The sequence below is a fragment of the Streptomyces varsoviensis genome, assembly GCF_000718635.1.
GTDB classification, from domain to species: domain Bacteria; phylum Actinomycetota; class Actinomycetes; order Streptomycetales; family Streptomycetaceae; genus Streptomyces; species Streptomyces varsoviensis.
The window spans coordinates 63,376-76,592 of the sequence record NZ_JOBF01000011.1; the positions used below are offsets into that span (position 1 = coordinate 63,376).

The 13,217-nt window shown below is 74.8% G+C and carries 14 protein-coding genes; 4 read left to right on the forward strand and 10 right to left on the reverse strand.

Annotated elements, in window-relative coordinates; translation table 11 throughout:
- Positions 1-79 precede the first annotated feature (79 nt).
- Entirely contained in the window at positions 80-1,237 is a 1,158-nt protein-coding gene (locus tag IF55_RS16620; RefSeq protein ID WP_030877325.1) for a sulfite oxidase, read from the forward strand.
- Between the two features lie 57 nt (positions 1,238-1,294).
- On the opposite strand, the gene IF55_RS16625 is transcribed toward IF55_RS16620, so the two are convergent.
- The 8 genes from IF55_RS16625 to IF55_RS16660 all read right to left on the reverse strand — a co-directional run bounded on the left by IF55_RS16625 (position 1,295) and on the right by IF55_RS16660 (position 7,765).
- Complete coding sequence (locus IF55_RS16625; protein ID WP_030877323.1) at positions 1,295-2,029, reverse strand: 2OG-Fe dioxygenase family protein; 735 nt, start codon at positions 2,027-2,029, stop codon at positions 1,295-1,297.
- Between the two features lie 62 nt (positions 2,030-2,091).
- Positions 2,092-3,120 (reverse strand): iron-containing redox enzyme family protein, encoded by a 1,029-nt coding sequence (locus IF55_RS16630; protein ID WP_030877320.1) that lies wholly within the window; start codon positions 3,118-3,120, stop codon positions 2,092-2,094.
- The gene (locus tag IF55_RS16635; RefSeq protein WP_078644521.1) at positions 3,101-3,409 is read right to left on the reverse strand and encodes a CDGSH iron-sulfur domain-containing protein; all 309 of its coding nucleotides are present in this window, start codon (positions 3,407-3,409) and stop codon (positions 3,101-3,103) included. The genes IF55_RS16630 and IF55_RS16635 overlap by 20 nt, the downstream gene beginning before the upstream one ends.
- Positions 3,393-4,109: a methyltransferase gene (locus IF55_RS16640; RefSeq protein ID WP_030877316.1), complete on the reverse strand. Its 717-nt coding sequence runs from the start codon at positions 4,107-4,109 to the stop codon at positions 3,393-3,395. Before IF55_RS16640 ends, IF55_RS16635 begins: the two co-directional genes overlap by 17 nt.
- A gap of 323 nt (positions 4,110-4,432) precedes the next feature.
- A complete protein-coding gene (locus IF55_RS16645) occupies positions 4,433-4,789 on the reverse strand; it encodes a VOC family protein (RefSeq protein ID WP_030877314.1) in 357 nt (118 codons plus the stop codon).
- Between the two features lie 24 nt (positions 4,790-4,813).
- On the reverse strand, positions 4,814-5,623 hold the full coding sequence (locus IF55_RS16650) for a class I SAM-dependent methyltransferase (RefSeq protein ID WP_030877311.1): 810 nt from the start codon (positions 5,621-5,623) through the stop codon (positions 4,814-4,816).
- A gap of 147 nt (positions 5,624-5,770) precedes the next feature.
- Entirely contained in the window at positions 5,771-7,237 is a 1,467-nt protein-coding gene (locus tag IF55_RS16655) for a bifunctional phosphatase PAP2/diacylglycerol kinase family protein (protein ID WP_030877308.1), read from the reverse strand.
- An 87-nt stretch (positions 7,238-7,324) separates the two neighbouring features.
- On the reverse strand, positions 7,325-7,765 hold the full coding sequence (locus tag IF55_RS16660; protein WP_030877305.1) for a CBS domain-containing protein: 441 nt from the start codon (positions 7,763-7,765) through the stop codon (positions 7,325-7,327).
- A gap of 214 nt (positions 7,766-7,979) precedes the next feature.
- Between IF55_RS16660 and IF55_RS16665 the strand changes: the two genes are divergently transcribed.
- Positions 7,980-8,576, forward strand: a complete 597-nt coding sequence (locus IF55_RS16665) for a TIGR03086 family metal-binding protein (RefSeq protein ID WP_030877302.1) — start codon at positions 7,980-7,982, stop codon at positions 8,574-8,576.
- Between the two features lie 220 nt (positions 8,577-8,796).
- Here IF55_RS16665 and IF55_RS16670 read toward each other — a convergent pair whose 3' ends face one another.
- Positions 8,797-9,339 carry a type 1 glutamine amidotransferase domain-containing protein gene (locus IF55_RS16670; RefSeq protein ID WP_030877299.1) on the reverse strand — a complete coding sequence of 181 codons (543 nt, stop codon included), beginning with the start codon at positions 9,337-9,339 and terminating at the stop codon, positions 8,797-8,799.
- Between the two features lie 351 nt (positions 9,340-9,690).
- Between IF55_RS16670 and IF55_RS16675 the strand changes: the two genes are divergently transcribed.
- Positions 9,691-10,494: a SigB/SigF/SigG family RNA polymerase sigma factor gene (locus tag IF55_RS16675; RefSeq protein WP_030877296.1), complete on the forward strand. Its 804-nt coding sequence runs from the start codon at positions 9,691-9,693 to the stop codon at positions 10,492-10,494.
- A gap of 127 nt (positions 10,495-10,621) precedes the next feature.
- Here IF55_RS16675 and IF55_RS16680 read toward each other — a convergent pair whose 3' ends face one another.
- On the reverse strand, positions 10,622-11,878 hold the full coding sequence (locus IF55_RS16680; protein ID WP_048832065.1) for a PAS domain-containing protein: 1,257 nt from the start codon (positions 11,876-11,878) through the stop codon (positions 10,622-10,624).
- A 220-nt stretch (positions 11,879-12,098) separates the two neighbouring features.
- Here IF55_RS16680 and IF55_RS16685 point away from each other — a divergent pair, with 220 nt between their 5' ends.
- Complete coding sequence (locus IF55_RS16685; protein ID WP_048832097.1) at positions 12,099-12,863, forward strand: ANTAR domain-containing response regulator; 765 nt, start codon at positions 12,099-12,101, stop codon at positions 12,861-12,863.
- Positions 12,864-13,217: the final 354 nt, after the last annotated feature.

Below are 13,217 nucleotides of genomic sequence, written 5' to 3' on the forward strand. Positions count from 1 at the left end.
CAGGCGCTCCATATGTCCGTGAGGTTTCCGTCTTCGCGTGCCGATACCGGCATGTGTCCCGTCGTCAGGAGTACCGGCCATGCCCGCGCACCCCCGCCCGCACCGCCCCGACGACAGCGTCCGTCGGCGCGGCAGGCTCAGGCCGGCGATGGCCGCCGAGGGCGGCGGCATCCACAAGCCGCTGCCGCCCGACCTCTTCCACATCCACGGCACCAACGCCGAGACCGTGCCCGCCGCCCTGCGCCGCACCGGCTACCACACCCCCAACGACCGGTTCTTCGTCCGCAACCACACCACCACGCCCCGGCTGGACGCGGCGGACTGGCGGCTGACCGTCTGGGGCGACGGACTGCGCGGCGCGCCCGTCGAATTCGGCTACGCCCAACTGCGCGCCCTGCCCGCCGTGACCCGCGCCACCTGCCTCGAATGCGCCGGCAACGGCCGCAGCTACTTCACCAGCCAGCAGGGCGACGACGTCACCGGCACCCCCTGGACGCTCGGCGCGGTCGGCGCGGCCCGCTGGCGCGGCGCGCGCCTCGCGGACGTACTGCGCCTCGCGGGCATCCGCTCCGACGCCGTCGACGTGATGCCGCGCGGCCTGGACGACCCCTACGTCGACGACGGCGTCGACTACGGCCGGGTGCGCCGCCCGATGCCCGTGGCCAAGGCGCTGGACGACGTGATCCTCGCGTACGAGATGAACGGCGAGCCCCTGCCGTACGACCACGGCTACCCGGTCCGCATCGTCGCCCCCTCCTGGGTGGGCGTCGCCTCCATCAAATGGGTCGGCGACATCGAGGTCTCCGCAGCGCCGCTCAGCTCCCCGTGGACCACCGAGTTCTACCGCCTCTTCGGCCCGGACCACCCGCCCGGCGGCGCGCCGATGACCGTGCTGCCCGTCCGCAGCACCTGGGAGATCGACGCCGGGACCGCGCTGCCCGCCGGCGTCACCCACCGGCTCACCGGGCGCTCCTGGTCGGGCGGCGGGGGAGTGGCGCGGGTCGACGTCAGCACGGACGGCGGCGCGCACTGGCACGCCGCCCGGCTGCGCGACGAGCCGAGCGAGGACGGCTGGGTGCGCTGGGAGACCGACTGGCGGCCGTACGAGCCGGGCCCCGCCGAACTCCTCGCCCGGGCCACGGACACGGCGGGCCGCACCCAGCCCGACCGGGCCGTGCCCAACACCCAGGGCTACTTCTTCGACGCCGTCGTGCGCTGTCCGGTGACCGTCGTCTGACCGCTCCACGCCGGGCGGGCCCACGCCTCGTGGTGAAGTCGGCCGAAGCCCGCCGCGTCAGCCGGGCGTGAGCGTGGTGACCAGGACGTCCCGGCGGGCCGGCCGCGCCGCGTCGAGGGGCCGGATCGGCGAGACCCCGTGCAGCGTCGCGCGATCGTCGCCGAGAAGCAGGGTGCCGGGCTCGCTGAGGGTCGTGCTCATCAACTCCGCGCCGTCGAGGCCGTAGACGGTGCTCTCGCCCCCGACGGCGTTCTCCCTGCCGATCAGCAGCGAGGTCACGAGGGCCACGCCGTCGTGATGCCTGCCCTCGGGGGTGGGGTCGCCGGCGTCGTCCGCCTCGGCCGTGACCCGGAAGGGGTGCACCTTGACGCTCCACTGGTCCGGGTCCGCCAGGCTCGTGGCGACCTCGCCGAGCGCGCGGATCAACGCGGTCAGCAGCGGCTCGGAGCGGAAGGCGGCGGTGAGCGGCTCGAAGTTCCGGCTGACGTCCACGTAGAGCGGATTGCTCTGCTCCGGCTGCACGAAGGCGAGGTGGGGCAGGGACGTGATCTCGCCCGTTCGGGAGAGGGAGAAGTGCCCGTAACGCCGCAGCCGTCGCGTGCCCCGCTCGGCCGCGTAGGCGTCCGGTGCCAGGTCTTCCCAGTGCGCGGCGAACGACGCCCACCCCTCGCCGTCCACACCCAGGCACCGCAAGAGGGCGGCGGCGGGCATCACGTACGAGCCCCGCGTCGCGAGCGCCCGGCAGGCGTCCCCCACCGGCCCCCGGCCCTGTGCCGGCCCGCGGTCCCCCACCGGTCCTCGGTCTTCCGGCGGAATTGGGTCCGCCACCCGTCCTCGGTTCCCGGGTGCGTCGTTCATGGGGCCGGACTCCTCTCCGGTGTGTCTCGCAGGGCGGAGGCGTTCCGGCGCCAGGCGGCCAGCAGGCGGGCGGCGAGCCGGTCCTCCAGGAAGACGGTCGCGTCGGCGCCGAAGGCCACGTCGGCGTCCAGCCGCGGTTCCTCGGCGAGGAGCCCGTCGATCACCTCGTGGCGTACGACCTGCTCGTGCACGGCGTCGGCCTCGACGTGCTCGTCGTAGAAGCGGGCCGCTGCGGGGCCGGCCCCGCAGCGGCGCATCGCGTCCGCCAGGCGGCGCGCGCCGGGCGAGGAGGTGACCTCGACACAGGCGAAGTGGCCGACCAGCGCGCCCCGCAGGGCCCGGTGCAGACCGAAGAGCGTCATCATGTTGACCGGTGCGAGGGCGGCGGCGGGCGCCCGGTCCAGGTAGCGGCCGTAGCGCGGGTCGAGGCCGAGGTCCGTCATCAGTTCGGCGAAGAGCTGGGCGTGGACGTCCTCGGCGCGTCCGGCCCCGAACTCGTCGTATTCGATGGCGACCATGCCCGCCTTGGCCCGTCCGCGCAGGCGGGGGAGGACCCAGGCGTGCGGGTCGGCCTCCTTGAGGTGATAGAGCGACCGCAGGGCCGCGTACTCGCGCAACTGCCACCTCTCGCCCTCGTGTTCGAGATGGTGCGCGACGCTGCCGGTGGGGTCGGCCGGTTCCACCAGGAGGTCGGCGAGCGCCTCCGCGCTGCTCCGGCCGCCGGGCACGTCCGCGCGCAGCGCGTCCAGGAAGCGCCCTTCGAGGGCCTGGCGCAGCGGCATGAGCGCCGGGTCCCACTCGTATGTGTCGGGCACCCCGGCCAGGCCTCGGTAGTGCAGCTCGTAGAGGGCGTACAGGGCGAGCTGCAGATCGCCGCCGTACGGGTCCGCCTCCTCGGCCGCCCGAGGGGCGGGCGCGGGGGCGCCGGGCGCGGTCAGCGCGGCGAGCAGGCGCTCGGAGAGGGGGCCGCGGGGCGCGGGCAGGGGCGGGGCCGTATGGCCGGGGTCAGTGGTCGTCGCGGTCATGGGCGGTGTCCTTCGCGTCGGAGTCCGCCGGCGGCGCGGCGGGGGCCCGGCGGCGCCGCCGGTGGCTGGTATCGCACCACGGGTACGTACGGCTGCGGCGACAGGCGCACAGGGCGACGGTGAAGCGGCCGGAGGCGTGCACGGTGCCGTCGTCGGCGATGACCTCCACCGGCCCCTCGACCAGGAGCGGCCCGCCCGCGACCAGCCGGACCCTGCGCGGACGCTCCCTCCCGGGCGCCGGCCCGGGCGCCGGCGGCGGTGTGGCCGCGGGTTCAGGTTCGTTCGGCACGGATGACCACCAACTCCTCCTCGTCCTCGTCGGCGCCCAGCAGCCCCTGGGCGCGCAGCCAGGGCAGCCGACCGGTGAGCACCGGGCCGAAGGGCACGTACGCCCGCTCGGCCACCGAGCAGCGCAGCCCCGCCGCGGCGAGCTGCCGCAGGCTCGTCCCGACCCCGCACAGTCCCGAATGCACCATCAGCAGCACCCCGCCGGGCCGCAGCGCGGCCGGAGCGCGGGCGGTGAGCGCGTCCACGAGGCGTCTGCCGTTCCTGCCCCCCTCCCAGGACCGGGCGGGGCCCCGGGCAGGCGGCTCGTCGAACGGCGCGGGCACGTACGGCGGGTTGCTGAGCAGCATGTCGAACGTACGGCCGTCCCAGGGCTGGGACAGATCGCCCCTGCGGACGCGGACCCGTGCGCGTGCCGGACGACCGGCGCGCAGCGCGTTGATCCGGGCGGTCAGCACTGCCCGCCGCGAGACGTCCATCGCCGCCACCCTCGCCCCCAGCCGCGCGGCCAGCACGGCCAGCGCGCCGCTTCCCGTACCGATGTCGAGCACCTCCATCCCGGCGGTGAGGCTCTCACCGCGCAGGGCCCGCGCCAGGAGACGGGTGTCCGCCTGCGGGGCGTACACACCCGGCAGCGTCCACAGCCCGTCCAGATCCTCCTCGCACTGCGCGGACCGCGCGGATCGCTTGGTGGCGGTCGTCATCGGGCACCTCCGAAGCTCGGGCTCACTCCCGTGGGCACCGCGCGGACGGAGCCGCCCCGGCTGCGTCCGGGGCCGGTGTGCCCGCTGTCGCGCGGCACGATCCGATCCGCCACGCGAGGCCGCCTGCGACCGACGCCGCGCGATCACCTGCCGCCGCGGTCATGCCCGCTGCACGCGGACTCCGCCAGTCCCTCCCGCGGCAGGTAGCGGTATTGCCATCGTGAGCCATCCCGCGGACAGCGGCCACTCGGCCGTACCCGGGCGGGGAGGAGCGCCCCGTCGCGAGCGGGTAACCGGGCTGTTCAGCCGACGGGGGGCGGTGCTCAGGCCGCCGCCGGTTTGCGGTCGACGTACTCGAAGATCGAGCCGTCCGGGTGGCGGGCGACCAGGATGCGCCCGATGGGGGATGCCACCGGGCCCGCGACGATCTGCGCGCCCACCGCGCGCAGATCGTCGACGGCGACGCCCACGTCCGCCACCGCGATCGTCGCGGTGATCTTGCGGAGGATCGACAGCTCCGCCTCCGGGCCGCTCATCAGGAAGAAGCAGCCGACGGCCGCGACCGAGACGCCGCCGTGCTGGAAGCGCTGCGCCTCGGCGCCCGTCAGCCGTTCGTAGACACCGATCGCGGCATCGAGATCGTTCACGCACACCCGCAGCGAGGTCCCCAGAATGTCCATACGGGCCAGCCTAGTTGGGGAAGATCACGCGCGGCAGAGGAGTTCGCCGTTCAGCACCCCGAACCAGGCGTCCGGCTGCCGGCCCCACTCGCGCCACGCCTCGGAGACCTCGGCCAGCTCCTCCTCCGTGGCGTGCCCGCCGGCCACCGCGACCCGCGCGTACTCGGAGGCGACGGTGCGGTCCGCCCACAGCCCGCTCCACCACGCGATCTCCTCGGGCGTGGCATAGCACCAGGTGTCCGCGGACGCCGTGATCTCCGTGAACCCCGCCTGCCGCGCCCAGGACAGCAGCCGCCGGCCCGCGTCCGGCTCGCCGCCGTTGGCGCGGGCCACCCGCCGGTAGAGCGCCAGCCAGCGGTCGAGGGCGGGCGGCTGCGGGTACCAGGTCATGGCCGCGTAGTCGGCGTCGCGTACGGCCACGATCCCGCCCGGCGCGCAGACCCGCCGCATCTCGGCGAGCGCCCGCACCGGGTCGCCGACGTGCTGGAGCACCTGGTGGGCGTGGACCACGGAGAAGGAGTCGTCCGGGAAGGCCAGCTCGTGCACGTCGCCTACGGTGAAGTCGACGTTGTCCAGGCCGCGTTCGCGCGCCACGGCGCGCGCCTGCTCCAGCACCCCGGGCGCCGCCTCCAGGCCGGTCACCGAGCCCCGCGGCACCAGCTCCGCGAGGTCGGCGGTGATGGTGCCGGGGCCGCAGCCGACGTCCAGGACGCGCATGTCCGGCTTGAGGGAACCGAGGAGGTAGGCCGCGGAGTTGGCGGCCGTGCGCCAGGTGTGCGAGCGGAGCACCGACTCGTGGTGCCCGTGGGTGTAGACGGCGGTCTCCTGAGGCATGGCGCCCTCCTCGGCCTGCGTGAAGCTGCGTGAACCCGCGTGAAGCGATCCCGCCACCGTACGCGCGCATCTCGGATCACGAGAGGGGTGTCTCACCATGCGAACCTGCCAAACGGCCTTCGCCCTTCGTGGGCTCCGCCCCGCCCGTCACTCCTCCAGCAGCCGGTACACCACCAGCGCCTCGTTCTCCTTCTCCAGCGTCAGCCGCTCCGGGCACGGCGTGACCTCACCGTCGAAGGCCAGATGCGTGCCGCGCCGCACCCCGCCGATCCGCAGCCGCCGCTCCCGCGCCGAGCCGAGCACCGGCGAGTGCTTGAGCGCCCCCGTCAGCGCCGCCGTCAGCAGCCGCGTACGGGCCAGCCGGCCGCCGTACACGGCCCGTACGTCCAGCACCCCGTCCGCCAGATCGTGCCGCCGCACCGGGGCCAGCCCCAGCCCCCGATACGTGCAGTTGCCCACGAACAGCAGCCACAGCGAGCGCCGCCGGCCGTTCACCGTCAGTTCGATCGGGGTCGCCGTGCGCAGCACGTGCACCGCCGCCAGCACCCCCGCCGGCCACGCGCCGACCCGCGGCGCCCACCGCTCGCGCACCCGCACCAGCTCCGGGTAGGCCCCGATGGAGAAGGTGTTGAGGAAGTACTCCCCGTCCCCGAACCGCGCCAGGTCGACGGCCATCGCCTCGCCCCGGTTCACCGCCCGGCACGCGTCCGCGACCGTCTCGATGCCCAGGTCGTACGCGAAGTGGTTGCGCGTGCCGCCCGGCAGCACCGCCAGCGGCAGCCCGTGCCGTACGGCCGCGATGGCGGCGGCGTTGACGGTGCCGTCGCCGCCGAACACGCCCAGCGCGCCGCCGAGTTCACGCGCCCGTACCGCCGCCGCGTCCACCGCCTTGGCCAGCGGCTCGCCCTCCTCCGCCGAGCACTCGACGACCTCCGCGCCGGGCAGCGCGTCACGCACCTCCTGGGCCCGGTCCGCGCGGGTCGACGTCCGCTGCCCGGAACCGGCGTTGGCCACCACCACCAGCCCGCGCCCCTCCGGCAGCGCCGGGGCGTCGGCCTGCGGCCGGGCCGGCGGCGCGAGCTGGGAGCGCGTCGGCGCGAGACCGCGCACCGCGTAGGCCGCGCCCGCGCCGAGCGCGGCGCCCGCCAGCACATCGCCCGGATAGTGGACGCCGGTGTAGACCCGGGAGAAGCACACGGAGAACGCGAGCGGCGCGAGCGCCAGCCCCCACCAGCGGTTCTCGAAGGCGACGCCGGTCGCGAAGGCCACCGCCGAGGCCGAGTGCCCCGAGGGGAAGGAGGTGGTGAAGGGCTGCCGGGCGAGCTGCCGTATCACGGGCACCGCGTCCAGCAGCGGCCGTCGCCGCCGGACCGAGCGCTTGCCCAGGGTGTTCACGGCCGCCGACGCCGCGGCGAGCGAGACCGCCCCGCGCAGCGCGGCCCGCCGGGCCGGCCGGCCGCCGAGCGCCGCGGCCCCGGCGGCGATGCCCAGCCACAGCACGCCGTGGTTCGCGCTGCGGGAGAGCCCCGGCAGCACGCGGTCACCGCCCGGCCAGTGCCGGGAGGCGACCTGATGGAAGACCGTGCGGTCCCAAGTACTCAACGGATTTCGCATGCGCGACGTCTACCCCGGCGCACCGCTCGAATGCGGCACCGACACCCGGGCCGGCACCGGCGGCGGCGCGGCGGCTGCCGCGGCCGCTCAGGCGGACGCGCTGCCCGGCCAGGTATTGGGGGAGGCGCGGCTGATATCGGCCAGCGCCGAGCCGGGGTCCTGGTCCCGCAGGAGATCCCCGATGCTGATCACGCCGAGCGGCCGGCCGTCCTCGACGACCGGCAGCCGCCGTACGGCGTGCTCACGCATCAGCCGTACGGCCGCCCGTACCTCGTCCTCGGGGCCGACCGTCACCGGTTCGCGGGTGCACACGGAATGGCAGCTCACGGTCAGCGGATCCACGCCGTCGGCGACCGCCCGCAGGGCGATATCACGGTCCGTGAGCACGCCGAGGAGCCGTCCGTCCTCGGCGATCAGCACATCGCCGATGTCCTGCGAGCGCATGAGCTGCGCGGCCTCCACCAGTGAGGCATCAGGGGAGACCGAGGCGATCGCGGGTGTCATGACGTCCTTTACGAACTGGGCCATCTCTGTTCGACCTCTTATCGGTTTCTCGGTGGTTCCCTTCCCTGCCGGCCCGCCGCGGCAGCCGCGACGCGTGGGACGGCACGTCAGAGCCGGACTGCGGGGAGCGGGTACCCGAGACGGCGTCATCGAACCGAGGGGATCGCGGCCGGCCGCCGGGCGCGCGCGACGGCCCCGCGGGGTCGCAGCCGCCGGGCCCCGCGGTGACAATGGCGGCATGGCTGATCCGTCGCACACCACTCAGCACAACCCGCTGCTCACCCGGCACGCCGAGGCGCTCGACCTGTTCACCGAGCGGCTGCGCGCCGTCCGCCCCGACCAGTGGGGCGCGTCGACGCCCTGCACCGAATGGACCGTACGCGACCTCGTCAACCACCTCACCGTGGAACAGCTCTGGGTGCCGTCGCTCGTCCGCGACGGCTCCACCATCGACGCGCAGGGCGACGCCTTCGACGGCGACCAGCTCGGCGACGACCCGGTCGCGACCTGGGTCCGGGCCGCCGCCGCGGCCCGGGCGGCGTTCTCGGAGCCCAACGCGCTGGAGCGCACCGTCCACCTGTCGTACGGGGACAGCTCGGCCGCCGACTACTGCGCGGAGATGATCACCGACGCCGTGGTGCACTCCTGGGACCTGGCGCGGGGCATCGGCGCCGACGAGCGGCTGCCGGACGACCTCGTCTCCTTCGCGGCCCGCCAGGTGGCCCCGCACGCCGCCGATCTGGCCAAGTCCGGCCTCTTCGCGGAGCCCGTGGAACCGCCGCCGGGCTCGGGCCCCCAGACCAAGCTCCTGTGCCTGCTGGGCCGCCGCCCCTGAGGCCCCGGCCTACAGGGTCCTGAGCCAGATGGCCCCGCACGGCCGTACGGGCGACCGCGCGCCCGGCCGGCGGTCAAAGGCCGTCGCGGTCGGCGGCCGTACGGCGGTCACCGGCCGTGCGACGGTCGCTGACCGTGCCGCGATCGCCGGCCGTGCGACGACCACTGGCCGTCCCGCCGGACGCCCGTACGGCCGGCCGGGGCCGTACCAGCGCCGGGCGTCAGCCGCGGGCCTTGTCGAACTCGCGGGTGAACGCCTCGCGGAAGGCCTTGAGGTCATCCGGCTTGCGGCTGGTGATCAGGGTGTTGGGGCCGCCCGTGCAGACCTTGACCTGCTCGTCCACCCAGGTGCCGCCCGCGTTGCGGATGTCGGTCCGAAGACTCGGCCAGGAGGTGAGGGTCCGGCCGCGCACCACGTCGGCCTCGACGAGCGTCCACGGCGCGTGACAGATCGCCGCGACCGGCTTCCCCGCGTCGAAGAAGCCCTTGGTGAACGCGACGGCCCGGCGGTCCATCCGCAGCGCGTCCGGGTTGGCCACACCGCCCGGCAGCACCAGCCCGTCGTACTCCGCCACCTGCGCCTCGTCCAGCGTCCGGTCCACGGGGAACGTGTCGGCCTTGTCGAGATGGTCGAACGCCTGGATCCGGCCGGAGTCCGTCGAGACCAGCTCGGGCGTGCCGCCGGTGTCCAGCACGGCCTGCCACGGGTCGGTCAGCTCGATCTGCTCCACCCCTTCGGGCGCCACCAGAAAAGCGATCCGCATGATGCTCACTTCCTTACGCGCTGCGTGTGCGGGTGCGTATGTCGGTCTCCTACGAACGAGGGGTCTCCCACGAACGAGGGGACTCCCACGAACGTAGGCGTGGGTCCGCTACGAACGTAGGCGAGGCGCGGACATCCCGACACTCGACGGCCGCCGCCCCGCCGACACGGGTGTCCGCGGGGACGGAGGGAAAAACCCCGTTTGGACCCCGCGCGGCGGGGCACCCGAAAACATGTGCTTCGGACTGGAGGCACGCCCGTGGGAGCGGATCATCGCTCCAGGCGTGTCCTGTCCGCCTCGCGCAGCCGGCTCCCGCGGTGCCACCACCACCCACCGCTGAGGAGACCAGAAATGGCCACCGCGATCACGGTACGCACGCACCGCCGTCACCCCCATGACGACGCCCCCGACACCATGGACGACTTCCGCCGCATCATCGCCATGCCCGACGGCCCCGAGAAGGACGAGCTGCGACAGCGCGTCGTCCGCGCCTGGATCCCGATGGCCGAACGCCTGGCCCGGCAGTTCCGCAACCGCGGCGAGTCCGTCGAGGACCTCCAGCAAGTGGCCCTGCTCGGCCTCGTCAAGGCCGTCAAGAGGTACGACCCGGACCGCGGCACCGCCTTCGAGAGCTTCGCGGTGCCCACCATCGTCGGCGAGGTCAAACGGCACTTCCGGGACCACATGTGGGGCCTGCACGTCCCGCGCCGCGTCCAGAACCTCCGCAACCGGGTGCGCGCCGCCACCCACGAACTGACCCGCTCCCTCGACGGCCGCGGCCCCAGCGTCGCCGACCTCGCCCGGCACACCGGGCTCACCGAGGAAGAGGTGCTGGTCGGCCTGGAGGCGATGGAGAGCTTCACCACCCTCTCCCTCGACGCCGAACTGCCGGGCGCCGAGGACGGCTACTCCCTCGCCGACACCCTCCGCTCGCCCGAGCACGGCTTCGACCTCGTCGTGGACCGCGAATCCCTCAAACCCAAGCTGCGCGACCTGCCCGAGCGCGAGCGGAACATCCTCTACATGCGGTTCTTCTGCGACATGACGCAGAGTCGGATCGCCGACCAGCTCGGCATCTCCCAGATGCACGTGTCCCGCCTGATCAGCCGCACCTGCACCCGGCTGCGCCGCCAGGTGCTCCAGGAGGCCGCGTGAGCCCGGCGAACCCCGAGAACCCCGAGAACCCCGAGAAGACGGGAGACCTGAGCGGAGTGAGGAACCCCGGAGGGGCCGTCGGAGGTACCGCCGGAGCGGCCGGGCGCCGCGCCGAAGTGAGGCGGCGTCAGGAGGCGGCCTCCGCGGTGTTCCGGCCCCGGGCCGGCTCGGCCGCCGCCAGCGCCAGCGCCACATGCCGGGATATTCGGTCCACCACCCCCGCCTCCGCCATCTCGAACGCGTGCCGCCCGCCCGAGCGCAGCAGCGTCAGCGCGCCCCGCACCGGAGTCGTCGGCCCGGTCCGCAGCGGTACGCACACCAGCGAGGTGACCTCCGCCCGTACCAGCAGCGCGGCCCCCTCCCCGTCCCGGCCGAACAGCTCCGGGTCGTCCGGCTGCACCTGGAGCGCCGAGGTCCCCGCGGCCGTCGCCTCCACCACCAGCGGGCAGTCGGCCGGGTCGCCGTCGGCCATCGCCGCGCGCAGCCCCTCCGCCTGTGCCGGGCCCAGCACCACCAGCCGGCGCAGCGTCCCCGCGTCGTTGAGGTCGGCCACCACCCAGTCCGCGAACCGGCCCTGCAACACCCGCGCCACCCGCTCCAGCAGCTCGGCCGGGCCGTCCGCGCGCCGGGCCAGCAGCGCCGTCGCCATCGCGTCGAGCAGGTCCATCAGCTCGGCGTGCCGGACCACTTCCGCCAGGTACGGGCCGGCCGGTGCGGACTGGGCCGCGCCCGGCGCGGACCGCGCGGCCTGGGCGCCGACCGGCGGGGGACCCGGCCGCCTGCCATCGGCGGGCTGGAAGACGGCCAGCACCGCGTTGCGCTGCTCGCCCGGCGGCCGCAGCGCCGACAGCGTCACCCGCAGCGCCGCGCCCGCCCGGCCGCCGGGCAGGTGTACCAGCAGGCTGCGCGCCCCCTCGCCGCGCGCCACCGCCGCGACCTGACCGCGCAGCGCCGCCCGGCCGTCGTGCCGTAGCGAACCCGTCAGCCGCCGGCCCGTCGCGAACCCCGCGCGCATTCCGAAGAGCTGGGTCGCCGCGAAGTTGAGCCGCCGTACGACCGTCTCCCGGTCGAGCAGCGCCACCGCCATCGGCATCCGCTGGAACAGCGCGCGCAGCAACTGCTGCTCCTGCCCACTCTGACCGCCTTGTCCGCCTTGGCCGCCTTGGCCGCCTTGTCTACGCCTGCCCTCCCCGCCGCCGCGCGCCGCCGCGGCCAGCTCCTCGTAGCGGGGCCACAGGACGTCCGCCGCGTGCTCCAGTTCGAACAGCGCGGCGTCCAGCGCGGACAGCCGCTCCTGCGCGGGCAGCGCCCGCGCGGTACGCAATTCGTCGACGCGGCTGCGGAAGTCCGCCAGTTCCGCACCGAATTCCTCAGCCCCGGTCATGGGCACACGGTAACCCTCCCGGGTGACGGCCAGCCCAGCAGATCCGGCCTGTTGTCCGCCGGCGGCCGATCTTGGTCGGTTCCGGGGCGGGCGCGCCGCGGAGCGGAGCCGTTCCGGCGCGGGTTTGTTTCCGGTACGGGCCGGGCGGGCAGCGGCTCAGATAGGGCACGGGAGGAACGAATCGAGCACGAAGGGACTGATCGACCCCATGCCGGACCGTATGAGCACCTCACTTGCGCAGGTCGTCGGCGCATCGGAATACGGCGCGGCGTCCCTCGACCGCGGCCTCGCCCACCTCGCCGAACAAGCCGCGTGGTGCGCTCCCGAGAGCTGCGGCGCCACCGTGACCGCCGTCGCCGACGGCGCCGACGACCCGGCCACGGCCGCCACCCACCCCGACCTGTCGACCCTGGTGACCGCCCAGTTGGAGACCGGCGAAGGTCCCATACCGGCGGCCCTCGACTCCGGCCGGGAGGCCGCCGCCGACGATCTCCTCTACGACCGCCGCTGGCCCGGCTTCCGGGCCCGCGCCCTCGACGTGGGCGTCCGCTCCAGCGCCACCCTCGTCTTCAGCCGCGACGCCCTCACCGTCACCGTCAGCGTCTACGGCTTCCGCCCCGGCCCCCTCCCGCAGGAGGCCCACGAGGCCACCGAGATGCTCGGCGACCTCGCGCTCACCAACTTCGTCCGCGACCGCCGCTACCGCCAGGCTCTCGCCGAGGTCGACCAGCTCGATACGGCGCTGCGCCGCCGCCCGATCGTCGACCAGGCCTGCGGCATCGCCATGTACGTCCTGGGCTGCGACGCGGAAGAGGCCTTCGACCTGCTGCGCCGCCACTCCCAGCGCACCAACCGCAAACTCGCCGACCTCGCCGAGATCGTCGTCCGCACCCGCGGCCACGGCCTTGAGGGCGAACTCCGCAAACTCCGCCACACGCCCCCCACCGACGCCCCCACCCCGTCCGCCCGCCCCACGGGAGCCTGAGCGACGGCCGTCTCTCCCGCCGGGACCATCGCGCACCCCGCGCCGCAGCGACCAGCAGGCCCCTGCCCGGCCTCCGCCGCCCGGTCGCCATGGGCTGTCCCCCACGCCGAGGAACGCCGCATAGTTGCGGCGTCACCCCGCGCCCGCGCGCGGGCTGCCGGGCCCCCGGCCGCCAATCGGCCTTCGGCCGGACGCCGTCCGGCGCTGCCCGTCCGGGCGCTGGGGGCGGCGCTCGTCCGCCTCCGGCGGCGGACCGACCCGTGGCGCCCAGCCCCCAGCAGGGAAGTGTCAGCGCGCGCTCGTGGCGGTGAGGTCTGGGAAGGTGGAGGGGTTCGCAGTGTGCTGATGGATCGT

Coding starts and splice junctions, on each gene's coding strand:
- IF55_RS16620 (WP_030877325.1), top strand. CDS start 80: ATGCCCGCGCACCCCCGCCCGCACCGCCCCGACGACAGCGTCCGTCGG.
- IF55_RS16630 (WP_030877320.1), bottom strand. CDS start 3,120: ATGACCGCGACGACCACTGACCCCGGCCATACGGCCCCGCCCCTGCCC.
- IF55_RS16640 (WP_030877316.1), bottom strand. CDS start 4,109: ATGACGACCGCCACCAAGCGATCCGCGCGGTCCGCGCAGTGCGAGGAG.
- IF55_RS16645 (WP_030877314.1), bottom strand. CDS start 4,789: ATGGACATTCTGGGGACCTCGCTGCGGGTGTGCGTGAACGATCTCGAT.
- IF55_RS16650 (WP_030877311.1), bottom strand. CDS start 5,623: ATGCCTCAGGAGACCGCCGTCTACACCCACGGGCACCACGAGTCGGTG.
- IF55_RS16655 (WP_030877308.1), bottom strand. CDS start 7,237: ATGCGAAATCCGTTGAGTACTTGGGACCGCACGGTCTTCCATCAGGTC.
- IF55_RS16660 (WP_030877305.1), bottom strand. CDS start 7,765: ATGGCCCAGTTCGTAAAGGACGTCATGACACCCGCGATCGCCTCGGTC.
- IF55_RS16665 (WP_030877302.1), top strand. CDS start 7,980: ATGGCTGATCCGTCGCACACCACTCAGCACAACCCGCTGCTCACCCGG.
- IF55_RS16670 (WP_030877299.1), bottom strand. CDS start 9,339: ATGCGGATCGCTTTTCTGGTGGCGCCCGAAGGGGTGGAGCAGATCGAG.
- IF55_RS16675 (WP_030877296.1), top strand. CDS start 9,691: ATGGCCACCGCGATCACGGTACGCACGCACCGCCGTCACCCCCATGAC.
- IF55_RS16680 (WP_048832065.1), bottom strand. CDS start 11,878: ATGACCGGGGCTGAGGAATTCGGTGCGGAACTGGCGGACTTCCGCAGC.
- IF55_RS16685 (WP_048832097.1), top strand. CDS start 12,099: ATGAGCACCTCACTTGCGCAGGTCGTCGGCGCATCGGAATACGGCGCG.